Raw genomic sequence first — 22015 nt, 5'->3', positions numbered from 1 at the left:
CTTTGTTGCGGCATCGTTTGCAAGGTATTGCAGAATGTTTCGGCAAGGGCTAGCGTGCGGGCGAATCAGCGACCAGAGAAAGGCCGTCGATGAAACCGCCGCCGATATCCCCCAAGGCGCTGCTCGCCCTGGTCTCCTCCCTCGTACTCACCCTCGTCGGCGTTCCGGTGGCCCTCCACCAGATGAACGCCGACGGCACCGACCGCGCCACCACCCCCGACGTGCTCGCGGCCGGGAACGCCCCGCAGTGGGACCGCGAACCGTCCGCCGACACGCTGCTCAAGGCCGGCCGGACCACCGCCAAGGCGGAGCAGTTCTACTTCGTGCTGCCGGACCGCTTCGCCAACGGCGACAAGCGCAACGACACCGGCGGCCTGCGTGGCGACCGGCTGGCCACCGGCCTGGACCCGAAGGACAAGGGCTTCTACCACGGCGGCGACCTCAAGGGCGTCATCGACAAGATGGACTACATCCAGGGGATGGGCACCACCGCCATCTGGCTGGCCCCGATCTTCAAGAACCGGCCGGTGCAGGGCACCGGCGCCGACGTCTCGGCCGGCTACCACGGCTACTGGATCACCGACTTCACCCAGGTCGACCCGCACTTCGGCACCAACGCCGAGCTGAAGAAGCTCGTCGACCTGGCACACCGGCGCGGGATCAAGGTCTACCTCGACATCATCGTCAACCACACCGCCGACGTCATCCGGTACGCCGAGGACAAGTACGGCTACGTGGACAAGAAGACCACGCCCTACACCGACGCTCAGGGGCGGGCCTTCGAGGACCGCAACTACGCCGACGGCACCCGGAAGTTCCCCGCGGTGAACTCGACGTCGTTCCCGTACACCCCGACGTTCGCCAGCCCGGCCGACGCGAAGGTCAAGGTCCCGGCGTGGCTCAACGACCCGACCATGTACCACAACCGCGGCGACTCCACCTTCGCCGGTGAGAACAGCGAGTACGGCGACTTCTTCGGCCTCGACGACCTGTGGACCGAGCGTCCCGAGGTCGTGCGCGGCATGACCGACATCTACGGCCAGTGGATCGGCAAGGCCGGTGTCGACGGCTTCCGCCTGGACACGGTCAAGCATGCCAACCTCGACTTCTGGCCGCAGTTCACCCGGGGCGTCGACGCCTACGCGGCGAAGGCCGGCAAGAAGGACTTCTTCATGTTCGGCGAGGTCTACAGCGCCGACCAGGAGATCGAGTCGACCTACGTCCGGCAGGGCGGCCTGCCCGCCACGCTCGACTTCTCGTTCCAGGAGGCCGCGCGCGGCTACACCGCCGCCGACGGCTCGGCCAAGGCGCTCGCCGACGTGTACGCCAAGGACGACCTCTACTCCGCCCGCGACACCAACGCGAACCGGCTCACCACGTTCCTCGGCAACCACGACATGGGCCGGATCGGCTCGTTCATCGCCGCGGCCGGCGGTGACGACGCCGCCCAGCTGCGCCGCGACCAGCTCGCCCACCAGCTGATGTTCCTCACCCGAGGTCAGCCGGTGGTCTACTCCGGCGACGAGCAGGGCTTCACCGGCCCCGGTGGCGACAAGGACGCCCGCCAGGACATGTTCGCCTCGCGCACCGCGGACTACCTCGACGACGACCTGATCGGCACCACCCGCACCCACGCCGTGGACCAGTACGACACCCGGCACCCGCTCTACCGGACCATCGCCGAGCTGGGCAAGCTGCGGGCCGCGCACCCGGCGCTGCGCGACGGCGTCCAGGTCACCCGCCACGCCGCCGACGGCCCGGGCGTCTTCGCGTTCTCCCGCGTCCTTCCGTCCGAGCGGGTGGAGTACGTCGCGGCCGTGAACAACGCCTCGACCCCGCAGACTGTCACCGTGGACACCTGGTCGGCCGGCACCCGCTTCACCGGCGTGTACGGCGGCGCGGCCACCGCCACGGCCGGCGGCGACGGCAAGCTGAGCCTCACCGTGCCGGCGATGTCGGCAGTGGTGCTCAAGGCCGACCGAGCGATCCCGGCGGCCGGCGCGGCCCCGCGGATCACGCTCACCGAGCCGGGTGACGCGCCGGTCCCCACCCGGACCGCGATCACCGCCCAGGTCGAGGGCGACCCGCTGGCCACCGTCACGTTCGCCGCCCGGGTCCCCGGCGGCAGGTGGACGCTGCTGGGCACCGCCGACCGCGCCCCGTACACGGTGCACCACGACCTGACCGGCCTGCCCGGCGGCACGAAGGTCGAGTACAAGGCGGTGGTCCGCGACGGCAAGGGCCGGACCGCCACCGCCCGCACCACCGGCACCGTCGGCACCCCGGCCCAGGGCGCGTCCCGGGACTGGGCGATCGTGCACTACCAGCGCCCGGCCGGCGGGTACGCCGACTGGGGGCTCTACACCTGGGGCGACATCGACCCGGCGTACGCCACCGAGTGGCCCACGGGACAGCCGTTCGCCGGCGAGGACTCGTACGGCCGGTTCGCCTGGGTGAAGCTCAAGCCGGGCGCCAAGTCGGTCGGCTTCCTCGTGGTCGACAAAGACGGCAACAAGGACGTGGCGAACGACCGCACCATCGACGTGACCCAGACCGGCGAGGTCTGGGTGAAGCAGGGCGACCCGACGCCCTACCCGACCCGGCAGGCCGCCACCGGCGAGCCCGACCCGCCGGTGGACCAGGGCACCGCGGTCATCCACTGGCGCAAGGCGGACGGCAACTACGACGGCTGGGGCCTGCACCTGTGGGACGGCGCGGCCAACCCGACCGACTGGGCCGCCCCGCTCAAGCCGGAGAAGATCGACGCGTACGGCGCGGTGTTCCGGGTGCCCCTCGCCGCCGGTGCGACCGGGCTGAGCTACATCATCCACAAGGGCGACGAGAAGGACCAGCCGGACGACCAGCGGCTCGACCTGACCGCCGTCGGGCACGAGGTCTGGCTGCTGGCGGGGGTCAAGGGCCGGCTGCTGCCGGCCGCCACCACCGGCGCCGCGAAGGACCTCGACCTGACCAAGCAGAAGGCACAGTGGATCGACCGGTCCACCGTCGCCTGGGCCACCGGCCCCACCGACGGCAAGCGGTACGCGCTGGTCGCCGCCTCGGCCGGCGGCCTCGGCATCGCCGACGGCGAGCTGACCGGCACGTACACCACGCTGCCGCTGAGGGCGCAGCGCAACGGGCTGACCGAGGCGCAACGGCAGGCGTACCCCCAGCTCTGGGCCTATCGCGCGTTCACGCTCGACCGCGCCGACCTGGCCAAGGTGCCGGCGGCGCTGCGCGGGCAGCTCGTGGTCACCGAGCGGGACGCCGAGGGCACCCTGCTCGGCGCCACCGGAGTGCAGATCCCCGGCGTGCTCGACGACGTCTACGCGGCGGCCACCAGGGCGAAGCTCGGCCCGACGTTCGCCGGCCGGGTACCCACCCTCGCGGTGTGGGCGCCGACCGCGCGGAAGGTGTCGCTGCAACTGTTCGACTCGCCGACGGCGCAGCCGAGCACGGTGGCGATGAGCCGCAACGACCGCACCGGCGTCTGGTCGGTGCGCGGCACCAGGGCGTGGACCGGCCGCTACTACCGCTATCAGGTCGAAGCCTGGCAGCCGGCGGCGCAGAAGGTGGTCACCGCGTCGGTGACCGACCCGTACTCGGTGGCGCTCGCGCCGAACTCGACGCACAGCCAGATCGTCGACCTGAGCGACCCGGCGCTCGCGCCGGCCGGTTGGTCGAAGCTGCGCAAGCCGGCGGCGGCGCCCGCGTCGAAGGCGCAGATCTCCGAGCTGTCGGTGCGCGACTTCTCCATCGCCGACAGCACGGTCCCGGCGGAGAGGCGGGGCACCTACCTCGCCTTCACCGACCCGAGGACCGCCGGGATGACGCACCTGCGGGCACTCGGCGACGCCGGGGTCAACTACCTGCACCTGCTGCCCGCGTTCGACTTCGCCACCATCCCCGAAAAGCGGGCCGACCAGGCCCAGCCCGCCTGTGACCTGGCCAAGCTGCCGCCGGACTCGGACGAGCAGCAGAAGTGCGTCGCGGCGGTGGCCGAGACCGACGGCTACAACTGGGGGTACGACCCGCTGCACTACACCGTGCCGGAGGGCGGCTACGCGGTCGACCCGAGCGGCGCGAAGCGGACCACCGAGTTCCGGCAGATGGTCGCCGGGGTGAACCAGGCCGGCCTGCGGGTGGTCATGGACGTGGTCTACAACCACACCTCGGCGGCGGGGACCGACGGAAAGTCGGTGCTCGACCAGGTGGTGCCCGGCTACTACCACCGGCTGCTGGAGGACGGCGCGGTCGCCAACTCGACCTGCTGCGCCAACACCGCCCCGGAGCACGCCATGATGGGCAAGCTCGTGGTGGACTCGCTGGTCACCTGGGCCAAGGCGTACAAGGTGGACGGGTTCCGGTTCGACCTGATGGGTCACCACCCGAAGGCGAACATCCTGGCCGTGCGGGCCGCGCTGGACAAGCTCACGCTCGCCCGCGACGGGGTGGACGGCCGGAAGATCCTGCTCTACGGCGAGGGCTGGAACTTCGGCGAGGTCGCCAACGACGCCCGATTCGTCCAGGCCACCCAGGCCAACATGGCCGGCACCGGGATCGGCACGTTCAACGACCGGCTCCGCGACGCGGTGCGCGGCGGCGGTCCGTTCGACGCCAACCCGCGCGTGCAGGGCTTCGCCTCCGGCCTGTTCACCGACCCGAACGGGGACGCGGTGAACGGCTCGGCGGCCGAGCAGAAGGCCCGGCTGCTGCACGCCCACGACCTGATCAAGGTGGGTCTGACCGGCAACCTGCGGGACTACCGGTTCACCGACTCCGCCGGGAAGACGGTCACCGGCGCCCAGGTCGACTACAACGGCTCCCCGGCCGGCTACACCGCCGCGCCGGGCGAGGCGGTCACGTACGTCGACGCGCACGACAACGAGATCCTCTACGACGCGCTGGCGTACAAGCTGCCGCAGGGGACCTCGGCGCAGGATCGGGCGCGGATGCAGGTGCTGGCGCTGGCCACCACCGCGCTCGGGCAGGGCACCGGGTTCGTGACGGCCGGCTCGGAGCGGCTGCGCTCGAAGTCGCTGGACCGCAACTCGTACAACTCCGGTGACTGGTTCAACCAGATCCGCTGGGACTGCGCCCAGGGCAACGGGTTCGGCGCCGGCCTGCCGCCGGAGCAGGACAACAAGGACAAGTGGCCGTACGCGAAGCCGCTGCTGGCCGATCCGAAGCTGGTGCCGGACTGCGCGGCGGTCGAGCTGGCCGACGCCCGGTACGCGGAGCTGCTGCGGGTCCGGCGCTCCTCGCCGGTGTTCGGCCTGTCCACCGCCGAGCAGGTGCAGAAGCGGGTCGCGTTCCCGCTGTCCGGGGAGAAGGAGACCCCGGGCGTGCTCACCATGACCCTGGACGCCCGCGGGCTGGACGGGAAGTGGAAGTCGGTGACCGTCGTCTTCAACGCCACCCCGGAGACGGCGAAGCAGACCGTGAGCGGTCTGCGCGGTGCGAACGTGGCGCTGCACCCGGTGCTGCGGAACTCCGCCGATCCGGCGCTGCGGACGGCCTCGTTCGACCGGGCCGGCGGCACGTTCACGGTGCCGGCGCGCAGCGTGGCGGTCTTCGTCCAGAGCTGATCCACCAGCGGACCGGCCCCCCTGCCACTCGTGGCAGGGGGGCCGGTCCGTACCCCGGGACCGTCAAGGTCAGTTGAAGCAGTCCTCGACGGTGTTGGCGCAGTTGGTGGGGTCGTTGTTGCTGATGAGGGACTCGTCGTCGAGCTTGACGTGTCCTTCGTTGTTGAGGACGCCGCCGGCGACGCGGTGCAGCTTGCTGGAGTCGGTGGCGGTGTTCTTGGTGACGTGGGTCTTGGTGAGGGTGATCTTCGCCTTGTTGTTGAAGATGCCGCCGCCGTTGAGGGCGGTGTTGCCCTTGACCAGGGTGTCGCGGATGGTGAGGGTGGCGTTGTCGTCCTCGTCGTGCTCGCGGGTGAGGAAGCCGTCCTCGATCTTGACGAGCCACTCGCCGTTGAAGATGCCGCCGCCGAAGCGGTTGGCGGTGTTGTCGACGATGACGCTGTCCGAGATGGTGGCGCTGGCCTCGTCCTTGTTGTTGGGGTAGCCCCAGTGCTTGCCGCCGGTGACGACCACGCCGCCGCCGTTGCCGTCGGCGTGGTTCTTGGCGACGTGGACCTTGTCGAGGTCGAGGTCGGTGTTCTCGGCGTAGACGCCGCCGCCGTTCTCGCAGGCGGTGTTGTTGGTGATGGCGGTGAAGGAGACGGTGACGGTGCCGCCGCTGCTGAACAGGCCGCCGCCGTTCTTGCCGGCGCGGTTGTTCGTCAGGGTGGACTTGACGCCGTCCTTGCCGTGGTCGGAGCCGATGATCTCGACCGTGCCGGCCTCGTCGTGCTTGCCCTTCGGGTCGTAGCCCTTGAGCGCGGAGGCCTCGGCGTCGTGCTTGCCGGACAGGCCGTTGCCGTTGGCGATGCCGCCGCCGTTGCCGCCGGCGGTGTTGTCGTCGACGTGGGATTCTTCGACCTTCAGTACGCCCTGGTTGAAGATGCCGCCGCCGTCGCCCTGGGCGTGGTTGTCGTAGACCTTGCTGTCCTGCACCCAGACGCGGCCGTAGTTGGCGATCGCGCCGCCGTTGCCTTCGGCGTTGTTGTGGGTGAGCTTGACCTGGGACAGGTGGGCCTTGCCGCCGCGCTCGACCAGCAGCGCGCCGCCGTCACCCTCGCCCCGCTTCTCGTCCCCACCCATCGCGTCCGCGACCGGAACGGCTGCGACCGGCGCGGCCGCTGCCATCGGAGCGGCCGCCGTCATCGGAGCGGCCTGCGCCGGCGCCGTGGCGGACTGCGCCGCGGTGGCTGCCTGCGCCCCCGCGACCGCCGGAGCGGCCGGGGCGGCCGGCTGGGCGGGCGTGAGCGCCGCCCCGTCGGCCGGGGTGCCGTTGGCCGGTCCCTGTCCGCCGCCGTACTTGAACTCGTTGGCGTTGCCGCCCTTGACGGTCAGGTCCTTGAGGGTCAGGGCGCCGCCGTCGACGACGCGGAAGATCCGGAAGGTGTCCTCGGCGTCGCGCTTGATGGTGGAGCCGTTGCCCTTGATGGTGACGTCCTGCTTGATCTCGGGCAGGGCGGCGCCGAACTTGCGGTCCTTGACGCCGACCTCGTAGGTGCAGTTCTCGGCCAGCTTCAGGGTGCCGCCGTGGTCCCGGTTGGTCAGGTCGAGGGCGTCGACCAGGGCGTCGTCGTCGCAGGGCACGTCACGGACCTTGCCGTGGTCGTCCTTGTCACCCCACTCGCCCCACTCGCCCTTGTCCCGGCCCTCCTGGCCCCGGTCCTTGCCGTCCTTGCCGTGCTCGTCCCGGCCGTACTCGTCCTCGCCGTACCCGCCCTCGTCGTCGCCGTGGGCGTCGTCGCTGAGCTGCTGCGCGGTCGACCACTTCACGTCGGCGAGCCGGTGCGGACCGGTGACACCGGTCGTCGCGTAGGCCACGCCGGCGAGGCTGACCGCTCCGGTCAGGCCCACGACGCCGGTGGCGAGCCAGAGCCGACGGCGCCGGAGCGGGGAAACGGTCTCGCGGGTGGCGTCATCGTTATTGCGAAGGTAGTTGGACATCGGAGCTCTCTGCCCTCTCCTTGTACCTGACAAGGTCGCTTCGTCACAGCGAGGCGGCCTTCGCTACAAATCGGTTGTAGCTGCTGAACACGACCGTATGAGAGCCTTCTTCGCCTCGTGGCCATATACGAAAAAAACCCGCATAAGGGTGCGGGTGGGTCGGGGCGACGCAGCGGGGACGGGAGGCCCCGGTCGGGGACACCGCGCCGGTCGGGGACGCCGCGCCGGACAGGCGATGCGGGGGGCGGCGACGGTCTGTCGGGAGGTGAGCGGCGGGCGGGCGGTATGAGGCCGGAGAGCGATATGCCACTTAGTCATATTTATGACCAGGAGTCATAGCGTTGAAGATGCGCCCAGCTGGTGGCCGCCGCGAAGACGCCCAGCGGCGCTGCGCGCTGACCGCACGGGGCAGGAACCGCGACAGCGATGCCGGGTCCGGAGCCCTCCTCCCGCCGCGAGTGGCTGCGGGAGGAGGGCTCCGGCGGTTATGTGGTGGTTCAGTTGAAGCAGTCCTCGACGGTGTTGGCGCAGTTGGTGGGGTCGTTGTTGCTGATGAGGGACTCGTCGTCGAGCTTGACGTGTCCTTCGTTGTTGAGGACGCCGCCGGCGACGCGGTGCAGCTTGCTGGAGTCGGTGGCGGTGTTCTTGGTGACGTGGGTCTTGGTGAGGGTGATCTTCGCCTTGTTGTTGAAGATGCCGCCGCCGTTGAGGGCGGTGTTGCCCTTGACCAGGGTGTCGCGGATGGTGAGGGTGGCGTTGTCGTCCTCGTCGTGCTCGCGGGTGAGGAAGCCGTCCTCGATCTTGACGAGCCACTCGCCGTTGAAGATGCCGCCGCCGAAGCGGTTGGCGGTGTTGTCGACGATGACGCTGTCCGAGATGGTGGCGCCCGCCTCGCCGTTGTGCTTCCCGGCCCAGTGCTTGCCGCCGGTGACGACCACGCCGCCGCCGTTGCCGTCGGCGTGGTTCCCGGCGACGTGGACCTTGTCGAGGTCGAGGTCGGTGTTCTCGGCGTAGACACCACCGCCGTTCCCGCAGGCGGTGTTGCCGCCGATCGCGGTGAAGGAGACCGTGACGAAGCCGCCGCTGCTGAACAGGCCGCCGCCGTTCTTGCCGGCGCGGTTGTGGCTCAGCGTGCTCAGGGAGGCGTCCTTGCCCTCGTGCGCCCCGATGATCTCGACGGTGCCGGCGAGGTGCTTGTCGTGGCCGCCCTTGGCGTCCTTCTCCGCTTCGGCGCCGGCGAGGTCGGCCGGGCCGTGCCCACCGTGCTGGTCGCCGTTGCCGTTGGCGATGCCGCCGCCGTTGCCGCCGGCGGTGTTGTCGTCGACGTGGGATTCTTCGACCTTGAGCACGCCCTGGTTGAAGATGCCGCCGCCGTCGCCCTGGGCGTGGTTGTCGTAGACCTTGCTGTCCTGCACCCAGACGCGGCCGTAGTTGGCGATCGCGCCGCCGTTGCCTTCGGCGTTGTTGTGGGTGAGCTTGACCTGGGACAGGTGGGCCTTGCCGCCGCGCTCGACCAGCAGCGCGCCGCCGTCACCCTCGCCCCGCTTCTCGTAGCCGCCCCCCGGCCCCGACGCCATCGGCGTGAGCGCCGCCCCGTCGGCCGGGGTGCCGTTGGCCGGTCCCTGTCCGCCGCCGTACTTGAACTCGTTGGCGTTGCCGCCCTTGACGGTCAGGTCCTTGAGGGTCAGGGCGCCGCCGTCGACGACGCGGAAGATCCGGAAGGTGTCCTCGGCGTCGCGCTTGATGGTGGAGCCGTTGCCCTTGATGGTGACGTCCTGCTTGATCTCGGGCAGGGCGGCGCCGAACTTGCGGTCCTTGACGCCGACCTCGTAGGTGCAGTTCTCGGCCAGCTTCAGGGTGCCGCCGTGGTCCCGGTTGGTCAGGTCGAGGGCGTCGACCAGGGCGTCGTCGTCGCAGGGCACGTCACGGACCTTGCCGTGGTCGTCCTTGTCACCCCACTCGCCCCACTCGCCCTTGTCCCGGCCCTCCTGGCCACGGTCCTTGCCGTCGCTGCCGTGCTCGTCGCCCTTGCCTTCCTCGCGGGAGTCCTTGTCGGAGTGCTGCGGCGCCGCGGCGTGGTTGTCCGCCACCGGCTCCGTGCCGCCGGGCTTGTCGTCCCGAGCGGCGAGGCCACCCAGCGCCGCCAGACCGACGACGCCGGTCAGCCCGGCCACGCCGGTGGCGACCCAGAGCGCCCGCCGCCTGCTCGTCGGCGGGGTGCCCGTCGGGGCCCCGCCGTCGGGTGTCGTTACGTCGTTGGACATGAGAGCCTTCCGCCCTTTCGGTTCTTCCCAAACGGGTCGCTCCGCCCCAGGCCGGGCGACCAGCTACAAACCGGTTGTAGCCTCTGTTCGACACCGTATGAGAAGGATCCTCGCGAGGAAGACGTATCCGAAAAAAGCCCGCATTCGGACCTTGAAGGCGCAAAAGACGGCCCCACCACCGTCCTGCGGTGGTGGGGCCCGCAGTGGAACGCGGCCCGGAAGCTCAGCCGGGCAGGCGGGGGCCCGCCTCACGCTGCTCGGCCAGCCAGGTCTCCACCTCGTCCGAGCGGCGCGGCAGCCCGGCCGAGAGGTTCACCGGACCGTCGGCGGTGACCAGGATGTCGTCCTCGATCCGCACGCCGATGCCCCGCAGCTCCTCGGGGACCAGCTCGTCCTCCGGCTGGAAGTAGAGCCCCGGCTCGACGGTGAGCACGTAGCCCTCGCCGAGCGGGCCGTCGCGGTAGGTCTCCTTGCGCGCGTTGGCGCAGTCGTGCACGTCGATGCCGAGCATGTGGCTGGTGCCGTGCAGCGTCCACCGGCGGTAGACCGTGGAGGCCGGGTCCATCGCCTCGTCCACGCTCACCGGCAGCAGGCCGAGGTCCTTCAGCGCCTCGGCCAGCACCCGCATCGAGGCCAGGTGCACGTCGCGGAAGCCCACCCCCGGCTTGCACATGTCGATGCCGGCCTGCTGGGCGGCGTAGACGGCGTCGTAGACCTGGCGCTGCAACGGGGTGAACCGGCCGTCGACCGGCAGCACCCGGGTCACGTCGGCGGTGTAGAGGTTGCGGTTCTCCACGCCCATGTCCATCAGCAGCAGGTCACCCGGACGGGTGGCGCCGTGGTTGTGCACCCAGTGCAGGATCGTGGCGTGCTCGCCGGCCCCGACGATCGAGCCGTAGCCCACGTCGTTGCCGTCGTGCCGGGCGCGCAGGGCGAAGACACCCTCCAGCAGCCGCTCGGAGACCGCCCGGTCGGCCGGCAGTGCGCGGGCCACGTCCTCGAAGCCCCGCACGGTGGCGTCGCACGCCTCCTGGAGCTGCGCGATCTCCCACTCGTCCTTGACCAGCTTCAGCTCCGAGATGGCGATGGCCAGCTCCCGGTCGCGGCCCGGCTGGCCCTCGGCGCGCGGCCCGTCGTAGCGGCGCACCGCGGCGTCCACCCGGGCGTCGAAGCCGCGCAGCACCCGGGTCCGCCCCGGGGCCAGGTCGGCCAGCGCCGCGTCCAGCTCGCTCAGGTCGGCCGTCGGCAGACCCAGCTCGGTCGACTTCTCCCGCAGCGTCGGCCGCCGGCCCACCCACAGCTCGCCGTGGCGGCTGCGGAAGAACTCGTCGGTCGCCCGGGACGAGCGGGGCCGCATGAACAGCGTCGCCTCGCCGCCCGGCCGCAGCACGAGGACGCTGTCGGGCTCCAGGTCGCCGGTCAGGTAGGCGAAGTCGCTGCCCGGCCGGAACCGGTGGTCGGTGTCGTTGGCGCGTACCTTCTCGGTGCCGGTGGGGATGACCAGCGTCTCGCCCGGGAAGGCCTCGGCCAGCGCGGCCCGCCGCTTGGCGTGGTTGGGCACCTCCGGCCTCGGGGTGACCGACAGCTCGGTGTCCCGCCAGCCCTGCCGCATGAACGACAGGAACGCCTCCGGGAAGTCCGGGTCGTGCGACTCCGTGCCGTCCGCCGGCTTGCCCTGCTGCGTCCGCTCCTCGGCCATGATCCGCCCTCCCTGCGCCTCGTCGCTGGTCCCGACGGTACCGCGCGCACGTCAGCGGGAGGTGCCTGCGGTGCCGCGACGGTGGCTTCCGGCGCGTGGAAAGATGGCCCCCATGTGCGGACTCCTGGCCTTCTTCAGCGCGCGCGGCGACGCCGCCGCCCACCGCGACCACATCGCCGGCGCACTGGAGTGCCTGCACCACCGTGGCCCGGACGAGACCGGGGTCGAGGTGGTCGGCGACGCCTCCGGCCGGTACGCGGACGGCGTGTTCGCGCACAAGCGCCTGGCCATCATCGACGTGGCGCTCAGCCACGAGCCCCTGCCCTACGCGGGCGGCCGCTACCTGCTCACCTTCAACGGCGAGATCTACAACTACATCGAGCTGCGCGACGAGCTGATCCGCGACCACGGGGCCCAGTTCGCCACCAACGGCGACGGCGAGGTGATCGTCGCCGGCTACCACTACTGGGGTGAGCAGGTGCTCACCAAGCTGCGCGGCATGTTCGCGTTCGTGATCTGGGACCGGCAGGAGCGGCGGGCCTTCGGCGCGCGGGACTACTTCGGCATCAAGCCGCTGCACTACCTGGAGACTCAGGACGGCCTCTACCTGGCCTCGGAGAAGAAGGCGCTGCTGCCGTTCGCGCACTCCGCCTACCAGGGCGACGCCGGCATCGACACCGCCAACCTGAGCCACTACCTGACGCTGCAGTACGTCCCGGAGCCGGGCACGCTGCACAAGGGGATCAGCCGGATCGGGTCGGGGGAGTACCTCACCTGGACCCCGGGCGGCCGGATCGAGGTGCGCCGCTGGTACCGGCCGGTGTTCCGCCCGGCGCCGGTCTCCGACGAGCAGAAGCTCTACCACGAGATCCGGGAGACGCTGCGCGAGAGCGTCCGGATGCACATGCGCTCGGACGTGCCGGTCGGCTCGTTCCTGTCCAGCGGCATCGACTCGACCGCCGTCGTGGCGTTGGCCCGCGAGTTCAACCCGAACATCCTCACCTTCACCGTCGGCTACGACGTGCCCGGCTACTCCGAGATCGACGTGGCCCAGGACTCGGCCCGGCACCTCGACGTGACCACCATCCCGACCAAGATCGGGCCGCAGGACATGATCGACGCGCTGCCGAAGATCGTCTGGCACCTGGACGACCCGGTCGCCGACCCGGCCCTGGTGCCGCTCTACTTCGTGGCGAAGAAGGCCGCCGAGCACGTCACCGTGGTGCTCTCCGGCGAGGGCGCGGACGAGTTCTTCGGCGGCTACACGATCTACCGCGAGCCGCTCTCGCTCAGCTCCGTCAACGGCCTGCCGGACGGCGTGCAGAAGGGGCTGCGGGCGGTCTCCAAGGCCATCCCGCAGGGGGTCAAGGGCAAGAGCTTCCTGGAACGCGGCACCACCCCGATCGAGCAGCGCTACTACGGCAACGCGCGGATGTTCACCGAGGAGGAGAAGCAGCACCTGCTGCGTCGCTACGACCCCTCGGTGCGCTACACCGACGTCACCGCGCCGATCTACGCCGAGTGCACCGAGCTGGACGACGTCACCAAGATGCAGTACGTCGACCTCTACACCTGGCTGCGCGGCGACATCCTGGTCAAGGCCGACCGGATCTCGATGGCGCACTCGCTGGAGGTCCGGGTGCCGTTCCTGGACCGGGAGGTGTTCAACGTCGCCGCCGGCATCCCGGTCGACCTGAAGCTGCCGCCCCGCTCCGAGGCCACCAAGTACGCCATGCGCCAGGCGCTGCAGGGCGTGGTGCCGCCGGCCATCGTCAACCGCAAGAAGCTCGGCTTCCCCACCCCGACCCGGGTGTGGCTGCGCGGCGAGATGTACGAGTGGGCCCGGCACGTGCTGTCCACCTCCGGCGCGGGCGACCTGGTCGACCTGTCGTACGCGCTGCGGCTGCTGGACGAGCACAAGCGGGAGGAGGCCGACCACTCCCGCAAGGTGTGGACCGTGCTGATCTTCTGCATCTGGCACGCCATCTTCGTGGCGAAGACGCTCGACCCGGGCATCCAGCGCAACCAGTCCGCGCTGCTCACCAAGCCGGTCGTCGGCAGCATGGTGCGCTGACCCGTACGCGGTGAAGGGCCCCCGGGGTGTTCCCCCGGGGGCCCTTATCCGTGCGGGGTCACCGACCGGTGCAGGTGACCGTCGGCAGGGTGTTGGTGCCGGAGACGTTCGCGGTGAAGCCGAACGTGGTCCGGCCCTCCGGCGGGACGCTGCCGTTGTAGGAGGCGTTGGTGACCGTCACCGACGCCCCGCTGCCACTGAGCGTGCCGTTCCACACCTGGTTGATGCTCTGGCCGCTCGGCCAGGTCCAGCTCGCGGTCCACCCGGCGTACGTCCGGGTGCTGTGGTTCATGATCTCCACCTCGCCCTGGAAGCCGCCCTGCCAGGCGCTGACCACCTTGTAGACCGCCATGCAGTCGCCGCTGCCCGGCGGCGGCATGGTCGGCGTCGAGGTGGGCGTGGGGGTCGGCGTCGAGGTGGGCGTGGGCGTCGGGGTGGTGGGGGTCGGCGTCGGGGTGGTCGGCGTGGGCGTCGGCGTACCGCCGCCCGAGCCGATCCCGGTCACCTCGCCGTTGCCGCCGTCGAACGTCACGTCGGAGCAGCCGAAGAAGTTCTCCTGGCTGTCCGAGCGCACCCAGCGCGAGTAGATGATGTGCCGGCCGCTCTTGTTGGTCGGCAGGTTGCCGGTGAAGTAGTAGTGCCCGTCGTTGGTGCCGACCGCGCCGCGCTGCGGCGGGTTGGTCACCTGCAGGAACGGCTGCTCCTCCAGGTCGCTCCAGGCCAGCGGGCGGGTCGGGCTCCAGCTGTCCTTGGTGACGTAGAAGTAGAACGTGCCCGGGTGGTGGGCCCAGTTGCTGTAGCGGAACTCCATCGACCGCCCGGCCGTCAGGTGCGTGATCGGCCAGTCGTTGCGCGCCGCGTCGTAGCCGCTGAAGTTGGCGTTACCGCCGCTGCACAGCTTGCCGTCGGGGATGAACCCGACGGTGCGCCCGCCCGCGTCCGAGCGCAGCACGCTGAACCAGTTGTAGAGCGAGTTCGCCCCGTTCTGGGCGACCGCGGCGGAGCAGGCGGGGTTGTTCGGGCGGATCTCACCGGTGCCGGAGAGGCCGTCCTTCCAGCACAGGTAGGTCCGGGCGCCCGGCGTCATGGCCGCGCCGTGCGCGGCGGCCGGATCGGAGTGGGAGGCCAGGGCGAACGCGCCCAGGGCCAGGGTGAGGGCCGCGGTGACCAGCGCGGCCGTACGGGATCGGTGCACGGGGATCTCCTGACTGGCGGAGCGCGACCTGCTCTCGGCCCGCCCCGCTGCGACGAGCGGATGCGACGATCGCGGTGCCCGCGCCCGGCGGTCGGCGTGCGGCCGGAACCGTCGGGGGACGCGCACCGCCTGCGGTCCGTGCCACGGACCGTGGGTGCCCTCGCGTCGGCTCGACCGGCGGCGCGGCAGCCCACCGCGCCCTCCCGGCAGCGCCATCCCATCACGTCCGGCCGCCGTATGCAATAGCCGCTGGTCGATGCCCGGGTCCCGTCGCGCCGGATCCCGGCATGCGCCAGGATCGGGGGAGGACGAGGAGAGGAGCCAGGATGGGGTACGCGGTGGTGCTCGGCGAGGCGCTTGTCGACCTGCTCGACGCCGAGCACGACGGGGAACCCGTCTACCGGCAGGCGGTCGGCGGCGGGCCGCTCAACGTGGCGGTGGCGGTCGCCCGGCTCGGCGGGGACGTGCAGTTCGTCGGCTCGCTCGGCGACGACGCGCTGGCCGGACGGATCCGGGCCTTCCTCACCGGGGCCGGCGTGGGCGTGGCCGGCGCGGTGACCGTGCCCGCCCCGACCGCGCTGGCGGTGGCCACCTTCGCCGGGCCGGAGCCGGAGTTCCGCTTCTACGGCGAGCCCCGCTCGTACGCCCTGCTCGGCCCGGACGACCTGGACGTGGCGCTGGTCGAGGGCGCCGACGTGCTCTACTGCGGCTCGATCGTGCTGCTCGACCCGCCGGTGCTGGCCGCCGCCCGCCGCGCCTGGGCGATCGCGGGCGGCCTGCGGGTGTTCGACCCGAACGTCCGCCCCAGCCTGCTCACCGCGCCGGACGCGCTGGACCGGCTGCGCGGGGTGGTCGCGGAGTTCGCCGCCGGGGCACACCTGGTCAAGCTCAGCAGCGCCGACGCCCGGGTGCTCTACCCGCACGAGCCGGTCGCGGGCGTCGCGGCGTACCTGCGGGAACTGGGCGCGACCACCGTCGTGGTCACGCTCGGCGCGGACGGCGCCCTGGTTGCCGCCGACGACGACGTGGTACGCGTGCCCGCCCCGAAGGTCGAGGCGGTGGACGCCACCGGCGCCGGCGACTCGGTGATGGGCGCGCTCGTCGCCGAGCTGCTCGCCGCCGGCGAACCGACCGACGCGCTCGGCTGGCGGGAGCGGGTGGCGTTCGCGCTACGGGTGGCCGGGCTGGTGTGCGAGTCGCCCGGCGGCGCCACCGCCATGCCCACCCGGAGCGCCATCACCGCCCGCTTCGCGTGAAAGGAGGGGCCCCTTCTTAACGCCTCCGGTAGAGGAGGGGCCCCCTCTTAACGCGCCAGGCCCGAGGCGCCGGAGATCAGCGGGGGCGGGTGAGGGTCAGGACGGCGCTGAGGGAGAGGGCGGCCGCGCCGGCCAGGACGGTGGCCATGGGGAGGGCGCTGCCCTCGCCGCCGAGACCGACCAGGGGTGCGGCGAGCGCGCCGACCACCGACTGGACGCCACCCATCAACGCGGCGGCGGTCCCGGCGTGGCGGGCGTGCGCGTCCAGCGCCAGCGCGGTGCTGTTCGGCATCACCATGCCCAGCGAGCCGACGAAGGCGAACAGCGCCACCGCCGTCACCGCCAGGCTGCCGGCGAGCGCGCCGGTCAGCACGCCCGCCGCCGTGACCAGGCCGACCACCAGCGTGGTGACCAGCAGCCGGCGCGGACTGAACCGGTCGAGCAGCCGGGCGTTGAGCTGCCCGGTGGCGACCAGGGCGAGCGCGTTCACCCCGAAGACCACGCTGAACACCGTGGCGGAGACGCCGAAGACGTCCTGGAACACGAACGACGACCCCGAGATGTACGCGAACAGCCCGGCGAACGCGAAGCCCTGGGTCAGCGCGTACCCGAGGTAGACCCGGTCGGCGGCCAGTGACCGCATGGTGCGGGCGGTGGCGCCCAGGCCGCCGGCGCTGCGGCGCTCCACCGGCAGGGTCTCCGGCAGGCGTAGCGCCACCGCGACGGCGAGCAACGCGCCGATGACGGCCAGGGCGACGAAGACGGCCCGCCAGGAGCCGAACCGGAGCACCAGGCTGCCCACGCTGGGCGCGGCCACCGGCGCCACGCCGAAGACCAGGGTGAGTCGGGAGAAGTACTTCGCGGCGTCCCGACCGGAGTAGAGGTCCCGGACCACCGCACGGGCGACCACCACGCCCATGCCGCCGGCCACGCCCTGGACGAACCGCGCGGCGGCCAGCAGGGGAGCGTTCGGTGCCGCGGCGCAGGCCAGCGCGAGCAGGGCGTACGCGACCACGCCGACCAGCACCGGGCGGCGTCGCCCCCAGCGGTCGCTGAGCGGGCCGGTGACCAGTTGGCCCAGCGCCAGGCCGACCAGGCAGGTGGTCAGGGAGAGCTGGATGCCGGCCTGGTCGGCGCCGAGCTCGCGGGTCATCGCCGGGAACGCCGGCAGGTACATGTCCAGCGAGAGCGGACCGATCGCGGTGAGCGTGCCGAGCAGCACCAGCAGGGTGATGCCGCCGCCCGCCGCGGCGGGACGGTCGACGGTCGGGCGCGCGGTGACCCGCACGGTCTGGCTCACGAAGGTTCCCCCTGGATCTGGTGCGTTCCGGGTAACCTTATCTCTGTAGTCAGAACTATTGCGATGTGAAGCAGGTGACTCCGTGGCGACCGACGAGGAGATCGCGCGCTTCGGCGCCGTGCTCGGGGAGCTGCACCGGCTGCTGCGCCGCCGGACCGTCGCCCGCGCCGCCCGGGAGCCGCTGCCCGAGGCCCAGGTGGAGCTGCTCCTGCTGGTGCGGGCCGCCCCGGGCATCAGCGGCAAGGAGGTGGCCCGCCGGCTCGGCACCGCGCCGAACACGGTCAGCACGCTGGTGCGCGACCTCACCGACGCCGGGCTGCTGGCCCGCGAGCGCGACCCCGCCGACCGCCGGGTGGTCCGCCTGCACGTCACCGAGGCGGCCCGCCGGCGGATGGCCGACTACGAGGTCCACCGCGCCGCGCTGCTGACCGAGTCCCTCGCCGAGGTGGATCCCGCGGCCCGCTCGGCCGTCCTGGCCGCCGCCCCGCACCTCGACGCGCTGCTCACCGCCCTGCGCAACCGCCCCTGAGGCGCGATCACCGCCGCCGCGCCGACCGCCGTCGCACCGGCCGCCGCCGCACCGACCACCGTGGCACCGACCGCCGTCGCACCGACCGCCGCCGGCGGCGCGCTCAGGCGGTGCCGTCGAGCTCGGCGTAACCGCGGCGGGCCGCGATCAGGCCGGGCCGGGCCCCGAACGGCGACTCGGCCGCCACCCGCTCCGGCGGGGCGCTGCCGGTGTGGCCGGCCCGGATCAGCCACGCCTGCCGCGCGAGGCTGGCGTGCTGCTCGCGTACGAAGTCCGCGTCGACCGGCTCACCGTGGCCCGGCACCACCACCGTGGCCGGCGTGGTCAGCCGCAGCAGGTCGGCCACCGCGTCCGGCCACCGCAACGGGTACGACTCCTCGAACGCCGGCGGCCCGCTCTGCTCCACCAGGTCACCGGCCACCAGGACGTCCGCGTCCGGCACGTGCACCACCAGGTCGGCGTCGGTGTGCCCGTGCCCGGGGTGGCGCAGCAGCACCTGCCGCCCGCCCACGTCCAGCACGGTCTGCTCGTGCACCGCGTGCGTCGGCGTCGCCAGCTCGGTGCGCGCCAGCTCGTCGGCGAAAGCCGGCTGCTCGGCCCGCATCTCCTCGTACGCCGCCCGGCGCAGCGCGTCGGGGTGGTCCCGCAGCACCGCCACCGCCTGGGCGTGCGCGTACACCTCGGTGCCCGGCTCGGCGGCCAGCGTGACGTTGCCGAAGCAGTGGTCGAAGTGGTGGTGGGTGTTGACGATCGTCCACGGGTGCGGGGTCACCGCCCGGGCGGCCGTGGCCAGCTCGCGGGCCTGCCCGGCGGTGGAGAGCGTGTCCACCAGCAGCGCGGCGCCGTCGCCCACCACCAGCACCACGTTGACCCGCAGCAGCGGCTCGCGCAGCAGGTGTACGCCGGTGGCGATCTCCTCGAAGCGTGCGGTCATGACGCGCCGACGGCCCGCTCGACGAAGCGCTGCCGGTCGACCAGTGCCCGCTCGACGCGCCCCTGCGCGGCGACCGTGTGGCCGTCGGTCACGGTCACCTCGAAGACCAGCCGGCGACCGTCGACCTTGACCAGTTCGGCGTGGGCGGACACGGACCGCCCGACCGGGGTGGCCGTGCGGTGCTCCAGCTCGACCCGGACTCCGACGGTGGTGGACCCGGCCGGCATCCGGGGTGCCAGGGCCGCCACCGTGGCCGCCTCGGCCAGCGCCAGCACCCGAGGGGTGCCGAGCACCGGCACGTCCCCCGAGCCGAGCGCCCGGGCGGTGTCGGCGTCGGTCACGGTCAGCTCGACGCGGGCGGTCAGGCCCGGCGCGAACGGCGACTCCGGCTGCTCCTGCATGCGGCCGAGCCTAGTGCAGCCGACGGCGGACCGTCCGGCGTCCGGGGCCCCCGCCGGCCCCGCTCCGGGCCGGCCCACCGACGGTCGGCGTCGGTCCGTCGGTCGCCCGCCGTTAACCTTGTCCGCGATGGCCGTGCTGACAGATCCCCCGCCCCCCGCCCCCGCCGGACCGACCGCGTCCCCCGACGGCGGGCGCCGTCGTGTGATCGCGATGACCGTCTGGGGCATCGCCTTCGTGGCCGCGTGGCTCGCCATCGGCCTGCCCACCGACCCGGCGTACGCGTTCCTGTGGATCTGGGCCGGCACGGTCGCCTGGAACTCGGCCCGGCCGTGGCGCAGCCACCTGCGCTTCGCCCGGGACTGGATCCCGGTGGTGCTGCTGCTCGCCGCGTACAACCTGTCCCGCGGGTTCGCCGACAACGGCGCCACGCCGCACGCCATGGAGCTGATCGTCGCCGACCGGTTCCTGACCGGGTGGTTCACCGGCGGCGAGGTGCCGACGATCTGGCTCCAGCAGCACCTCTACGACCCGGACCAGGTGCGCTGGTGGGACGTGCTGGTGAGCTGGATCTACTTCTCCCACTTCGTGGCGACGCTCGCCGCGGCCGCCGTGCTGTGGATGCGCAACCGGGGGCGCTGGATCGCGTACATGTCGCGGTGGGGTTTCCTCTGCGCGGCCGGCCTGGTCACCTACTTCGCCTACCCGGCCGCGCCGCCGTGGTGGGCGGCGCAGAACGGGCTGCTCACCGAGGTGGCACGGATCTCCACCCGGGGGTGGAAGGAGATCGGCATGCACGGCGCGGGCAACCTGCTCAACGCCGGGCAGATCGCCTCCAACCCGGTGGCCGCCATGCCGTCGCTGCACACCGCGTTCGCGCTGTTCGTGGTGCTGTTCTTCCTGCGCTCGGTGCGCCGGCGGTGGTGGCCGCTGATGCTGGCGTACCCGTTGGCCATGACGTTCACCCTGATGTACAGCGGCGAGCACTACCTGATCGACGTGCTGGTCGGCTGGGCGTACGTGGGGATGACGTTCCTGGTCGTCGGCCTGGCGGAGCGCTGGTGGCGGGCCCGACGGTCCCGTCGGGACGGGACGCCGACCGCTGTGACCGGCGTCACCGCGCCCGCCGCCGGCCCGGACGCCACGCCCGGGGCCGACCGGGACGCCGTTCCCGCCGAACGTCGCTGACCCTTTCTTAGGCCGCCCGGCGCGCGTGGCGCGCCCGCGCGGTCAGCTCGGCCGCCAGCTCCCAGGCGTCGGTCAGGTCCCGGTCGACCGCCGCCGCGCCGGCCCCGCCGGCAGTGTCGGCGTGCACGGTGGCCAGCCGCAGCCGGCGCTGTGCCGGGCCCTGGGTGACCCGCACGCTCTGGATCCGGGCGTACGGGACCAGCGTCAGCCGGCGGGTCAGCAGCCCGGAGCGGGCCACGAAGACCTCGTCGTCGAGGCCGGCGCCGACCGCCGCCCGGCTCAACGGGCGCAGCCAGCGGGCCCGCGGGGGCGGCGGCGTGGCGGGCAACGCCCCCAGCCGTACGCCGGGCAGCACCTCGGCCACGACCAGCTCGCCGGTGCCGGTGTCACCGACCGGGAGCAGCCGGTCCGGGCGGTTGCGGTCGTCCGGCTCACCGGCCGAGTAGCCGGCCACCTCCAGCCGCAGCCGCAGCCAGCCCTTGACCCGCCAGAGCAGCGGCCAGGTCACCCCGACGGTCTGCACCCGGTGCAGCGGCACGGTCTGCATCCGCGTCTCCAGCAGCCCGTTGTGCACCCGTAGGGTGCCGTCGTCGCGGTCCAGCCGGAAGCTCCAGTCGTCCAGCACCCGGCGGACCGGCTGGAGCAGCACACCGGCCATCGCGGTCAGCGTGCTGGCCACCGCGATGAACGACCAGGAACCCTCGGACAGGAACTGCGCCACCACGAACGCCAGGCCGAACGGCAGCAGGAACGCCTGCGGCGTGAGCAGCTGGCTGACCAGCAGGTCCTGATTGCGCACGGCGTGCAACCGGCGGCCGGCCGGAACGGGTGCCGGCGGCGTGGCCGGATCGGCGGGCGCGGACGCCGGCGCGCGACCGGCCACGGCGAGCAGCCGCTGCCGCAGCGCGGTGGCCTCGGCCACGCTGAGATAGGCCAGCGGCGCCTCGGTCTTGCCCCCGCCGACCACCTCCAGCCGCAGCTCCGCCAGGCCGGTGAGCTGGGCCAGCAGCGGCCGGACCACCTCGACCGCCTGCAACCGTTCCAGCGGGATGGCCCGGGTGCGCCGCCACAGCAGCCCCTCGTGCACCCGAAGCTCCCGGCCCACCACGTGGTAGCCGGTGTTCCACCAGCTGATCACCGACAGCACGGTGGCGCCGAGGACGAAGACCGCGACGAGCGCGGCGAACCACCCGAACCCGACCCGGGACAGCGTCGACCAGGAGAGCCCGGCGATCACCACGACCAGTGACTTTGCGCCGTGCACGGCGGGGCTCAACGGGTGTAGGCGCTGCCGCGGCTCCTCGCCGCCGGGTGGCGGACCCCACGGGCCGGGCGCGGGCGCGGCCGGCGCGGCCCACGGCCCGGCAGCCGGTCGGGGCCCGTACCCCGGGTGTGGCGGCCCGTACCCCGGTTGCGGTCCGTGACCGGGCGGTGGTTCGTGGCCCGGCGGTGGTTCGTGGCCCGGCGGTGGTTCGTGGCCCGGCGGCGGGGCGGGCGGGCCGTAGCCGGTCGCGGGCGGCCAGGGGTGTCCGTTCGTCGTCGGCTCCGGACCGGCGGGCCGGTCCTCCCGGGGCGGGGGAGCGCCGCCGGACTCCGGCTCGCTCCGCCC

General features: G+C 72.5%; 13 protein-coding genes. 5 read left to right on the top strand and 8 right to left on the bottom strand.

Going from position 1 to position 22015, the window contains the following annotated elements:
- The first annotated feature begins 89 nt into the window (after window positions 1-89).
- Window positions 90-5588, top strand: a complete 5499-nt coding sequence (pulA, locus tag O7600_RS08530; RefSeq protein WP_281593127.1) for a pullulanase-type alpha-1,6-glucosidase — start codon at window positions 90-92, stop codon at window positions 5586-5588.
- A 69-nt stretch (window positions 5589-5657) separates the two neighbouring features.
- Here the strand turns inward: pulA and O7600_RS08525 are convergent, their stop codons facing one another.
- From O7600_RS08525 to O7600_RS08515, 3 genes are all read right to left on the bottom strand, one after another.
- Window positions 5658-7568, bottom strand: coding sequence for a hypothetical protein (locus O7600_RS08525; RefSeq protein WP_281593126.1), 1911 nt, complete (start codon window positions 7566-7568; stop codon window positions 5658-5660).
- A gap of 497 nt (window positions 7569-8065) precedes the next feature.
- Window positions 8066-9832, bottom strand: a complete 1767-nt coding sequence (locus tag O7600_RS08520; protein ID WP_281593125.1) for a hypothetical protein — start codon at window positions 9830-9832, stop codon at window positions 8066-8068.
- A gap of 223 nt (window positions 9833-10055) precedes the next feature.
- On the bottom strand, window positions 10056-11531 hold the full coding sequence (locus tag O7600_RS08515) for an aminopeptidase P family protein (protein WP_099164431.1): 1476 nt from the start codon (window positions 11529-11531) through the stop codon (window positions 10056-10058).
- 112 nt (window positions 11532-11643) lie between these two features.
- On the opposite strand from O7600_RS08515, the gene asnB reads away from it, so the two are divergent.
- Window positions 11644-13605 carry an asparagine synthase (glutamine-hydrolyzing) gene (asnB, locus tag O7600_RS08510; protein WP_099164432.1) on the top strand — a complete coding sequence of 654 codons (1962 nt, stop codon included), beginning with the start codon at window positions 11644-11646 and terminating at the stop codon, window positions 13603-13605.
- Window positions 13606-13663: 58 nt separating this feature from the next.
- Here the strand turns inward: asnB and O7600_RS08505 are convergent, their stop codons facing one another.
- On the bottom strand, window positions 13664-14806 hold the full coding sequence (locus O7600_RS08505) for a lytic polysaccharide monooxygenase (protein ID WP_281594098.1): 1143 nt from the start codon (window positions 14804-14806) through the stop codon (window positions 13664-13666).
- 320 nt (window positions 14807-15126) lie between these two features.
- On the opposite strand from O7600_RS08505, the gene O7600_RS08500 reads away from it, so the two are divergent.
- Window positions 15127-16056: a carbohydrate kinase gene (locus O7600_RS08500; protein ID WP_281593124.1), complete on the top strand. Its 930-nt coding sequence runs from the start codon at window positions 15127-15129 to the stop codon at window positions 16054-16056.
- 76 nt (window positions 16057-16132) lie between these two features.
- On the opposite strand, the gene O7600_RS08495 is transcribed toward O7600_RS08500, so the two are convergent.
- Window positions 16133-17356, bottom strand: coding sequence for a multidrug effflux MFS transporter (locus O7600_RS08495; RefSeq protein WP_281593123.1), 1224 nt, complete (start codon window positions 17354-17356; stop codon window positions 16133-16135).
- Between the two features lie 82 nt (window positions 17357-17438).
- Here O7600_RS08495 and O7600_RS08490 point away from each other — a divergent pair, with 82 nt between their 5' ends.
- Window positions 17439-17885: a MarR family transcriptional regulator gene (locus O7600_RS08490; RefSeq protein ID WP_098747972.1), complete on the top strand. Its 447-nt coding sequence runs from the start codon at window positions 17439-17441 to the stop codon at window positions 17883-17885.
- Window positions 17886-17988: 103 nt separating this feature from the next.
- Here the strand turns inward: O7600_RS08490 and O7600_RS08485 are convergent, their stop codons facing one another.
- A complete protein-coding gene (locus O7600_RS08485; protein ID WP_281593122.1) occupies window positions 17989-18819 on the bottom strand; it encodes an MBL fold metallo-hydrolase in 831 nt (276 codons plus the stop codon).
- Entirely contained in the window at window positions 18816-19220 is a 405-nt protein-coding gene (locus tag O7600_RS08480; protein WP_281593121.1) for a hotdog domain-containing protein, read from the bottom strand. Before O7600_RS08480 ends, O7600_RS08485 begins: the two co-directional genes overlap by 4 nt.
- 127 nt (window positions 19221-19347) lie before the next feature.
- Here O7600_RS08480 and O7600_RS08475 point away from each other — a divergent pair, with 127 nt between their 5' ends.
- Window positions 19348-20406 (top strand): phosphatase PAP2 family protein, encoded by a 1059-nt coding sequence (locus O7600_RS08475; RefSeq protein WP_281593120.1) that lies wholly within the window; start codon window positions 19348-19350, stop codon window positions 20404-20406.
- 7 nt (window positions 20407-20413) lie between these two features.
- On the opposite strand, the gene O7600_RS08470 is transcribed toward O7600_RS08475, so the two are convergent.
- Window positions 20414-21682: a PH domain-containing protein gene (locus tag O7600_RS08470; RefSeq protein WP_281593119.1), complete on the bottom strand. Its 1269-nt coding sequence runs from the start codon at window positions 21680-21682 to the stop codon at window positions 20414-20416.
- Between the last annotated feature and the right edge of the window lie 333 nt (window positions 21683-22015).

It is taken from the genome of Micromonospora sp. WMMA1998, from assembly GCF_027497375.1.
Lineage (GTDB): Bacteria > Actinomycetota > Actinomycetes > Mycobacteriales > Micromonosporaceae > Micromonospora > Micromonospora sediminicola.
The sequence above is the reverse complement of the archived record's forward strand: the minus strand, read 5'-3'. Positions and strand labels throughout refer to the sequence as shown.